Here is a 2,011-nt window from a genome sequence, read left to right as displayed (position 1 = left end):
CGGCGCATAAATATAGATTAATATAGATGAAAGGAGATTTCATGAGAAAAAACGTTGCAGACTATATTTTGAAGGTCGAAGGAGGGTTCGTAGACAACCCGAAAGACCCCGGCGGCAGGACAAAGTTTGGCATCACTGCCGCCACCCTCGCCTCGGCACGAGCGAGGTTAAAAGACGCCGGGCTTCCCGAAGACGTAAAGGACCTCACAAAAGAGCAGGCGCTGGCGATATATGAAAAATTTTACTGGAAACCTGCAGGGTGCGACCACATCCCCCGCCCCGTCGATTTAGCCGTATTCGACGGGTGCGTCAACTGCGGGTTGAGGCAGGGCGTAAAGTTCCTGCAGGAGGCGCTTAACATGCTGGGCGAAGATTTGGCCGTCGACGGAATCTTTGGGCAAAAGACCATGCAGGCTGCCTGGAATCATGCTCTGCCCAAGACCAAAATCTTGTCCGCCCTGCTTTGGCGACGCACGAAATACTACAACGACATCGTCGCCCGAAACCCCGACCGGCGTGCCTTCCTTCACGGCTGGCTCAACCGCCTCGCCCGGCTTTGGAGCTGCGCCGTAGGATGATATATATAATGAAGAAATTTATTTAGCCGCACCCGTGATCTTGGGGGTCTACCATTATAAAATCACTAAATAAGTGGTAGACCCCGCAATCAAACGACCCCGCAATCGAAGGGATCAGCCTTTCTGTTCCTCCAACTTATTGAGAAAGGCCATTACATACGAAAGAAATTTGCCGAAATCGTCCAATTCATAGTGGATTGTGCGGTAAACTAGCTTGCTATCAACTTCCCAATATACATGGACGAGGATGTTGCGCATTGCGCACATACGAGCCAGTTTGTCGGCAAAATCTTTAGGGATGACGTTTAGCGAGGCAAGTGTTTTGAAGATATCTGCATAGGTCTTTGGCGCCTTAAAATTGCCCTTAAACTGATGCAACGAAAGCAAACGATTGCCTATGTTTATACACGTCTCGATTGCGATTTGCAAGTAACGTTCCGTCGCTGCCTGCAAAGTTTCATCTTTTAGATATTCTTCTATAGGCTTTTGTCGAATCCTTTCAAGGCGACTTATGTATTCCTGTAACAATTCAATTTGGTTCATTAATTTAATATCCATTGAAGGCTCCTCCGAAGCACCTATGAGTCTCTTGTAATACTCCCGCAGAATCGGATAAAAGTCTAGGTAAGCGCCCAAAACCTTAGCCTGGAAATCGACCAAGGCTTGAGGATCGTAAAGGACCAGGATGACTTTATCTTCTATTGCGCTAAATTGCAGGGTTAACGGTGCAACACTTAGATTTACTAAGTCAAAGTCATCCGTGTGCATCAGCCGAGAGAGATCGAGGTAAAGATTTGAATGAATCTTAAACATTTCCCATTCGCTTAAACCTTCACGGTACAAAACTGCCAGGTCGATATCGCTCAAAGGCGTGACCTCATCTCGACTCGCAGAGCCGAACAAAAGCAGGGCTGCAACCTCTTTCCTGTAGGGCATTAGCGCATCCGGGGCCCTTTGAAGCTGTTTTAATATGAAATCAAAATCAAGCGGCCTTTCGCTCAAGCGCATTTGTTTAACTCCTTTTTAAATTATGATAACCGAGCAACCTTCGTGCTGGAGAGATGTGATTTAGCAGACCAATATTTTAAATATTTCGTCTTTGGAGATAGCGTCAAGCACGGCTTCGGCTGCTGCGTCAAGCTTAGCTTCGTCGGTGACGGAGCGGATCATCTTTTCGTCAGAAGACGACAAACCGAATTTGCGGCGCAGTTGTTTTATAAGCAGATCTTGTTTGCCCTTGATTATACCTTTAATCTCGCCCCTTTTTTCGCCTTCTATTTTGCCACTTTCTTCCCCTTGTTTTATCAATTTTTCTGCCAATGACGGCATGATTTCTTCACCCCCGAGTTCTTTTGCTATCCGTTGCATGGTGCCTTGATCTACGTCGAGAGTGTAAGACCGGCAGTAGATTCGACGAAGCCCTATTGTGTTCG

The 2,011-nt window shown here is 46.9% G+C and carries 3 protein-coding genes; 1 reads left to right on the top strand and 2 read right to left on the bottom strand.

The window, feature by feature from the left end; genetic code table 11:
- The first annotated feature begins 41 nt into the window (after positions 1–41).
- Positions 42–578: a glycoside hydrolase family 108 protein gene (locus Q7P41_RS12075; RefSeq protein ID WP_303884576.1), complete on the top strand. Its 537-nt coding sequence runs from the start codon at positions 42–44 to the stop codon at positions 576–578.
- 114 nt (positions 579–692) lie between these two features.
- Here the strand turns inward: Q7P41_RS12075 and Q7P41_RS12070 are convergent, their stop codons facing one another.
- Positions 693–1,586, bottom strand: a complete 894-nt coding sequence (locus tag Q7P41_RS12070; protein ID WP_303884574.1) for a HepT-like ribonuclease domain-containing protein — start codon at positions 1,584–1,586, stop codon at positions 693–695.
- Between the two features lie 60 nt (positions 1,587–1,646).
- The coding region (locus Q7P41_RS12065) for a DUF4351 domain-containing protein (protein WP_303884571.1) at positions 1,647–2,011 on the bottom strand (365 nt) is incomplete at its 5' end.

Source organism: Acetomicrobium mobile (genome assembly GCF_937920065.1).
Note: the sequence above shows the minus strand (reverse complement) of the source record. Positions and strands in the feature narration are given on the sequence as shown.

Bases quoted from the DNA above. Each gene is read 5' to 3' on its own strand.
- Q7P41_RS12075 (WP_303884576.1), top strand. From the start codon at position 42: ATGAGAAAAAACGTTGCAGACTATATTTTGAAGGTCGAAGGAGGGTTC.
- Q7P41_RS12070 (WP_303884574.1), bottom strand. From the start codon at position 1,586: ATGCGCTTGAGCGAAAGGCCGCTTGATTTTGATTTCATATTAAAACAG.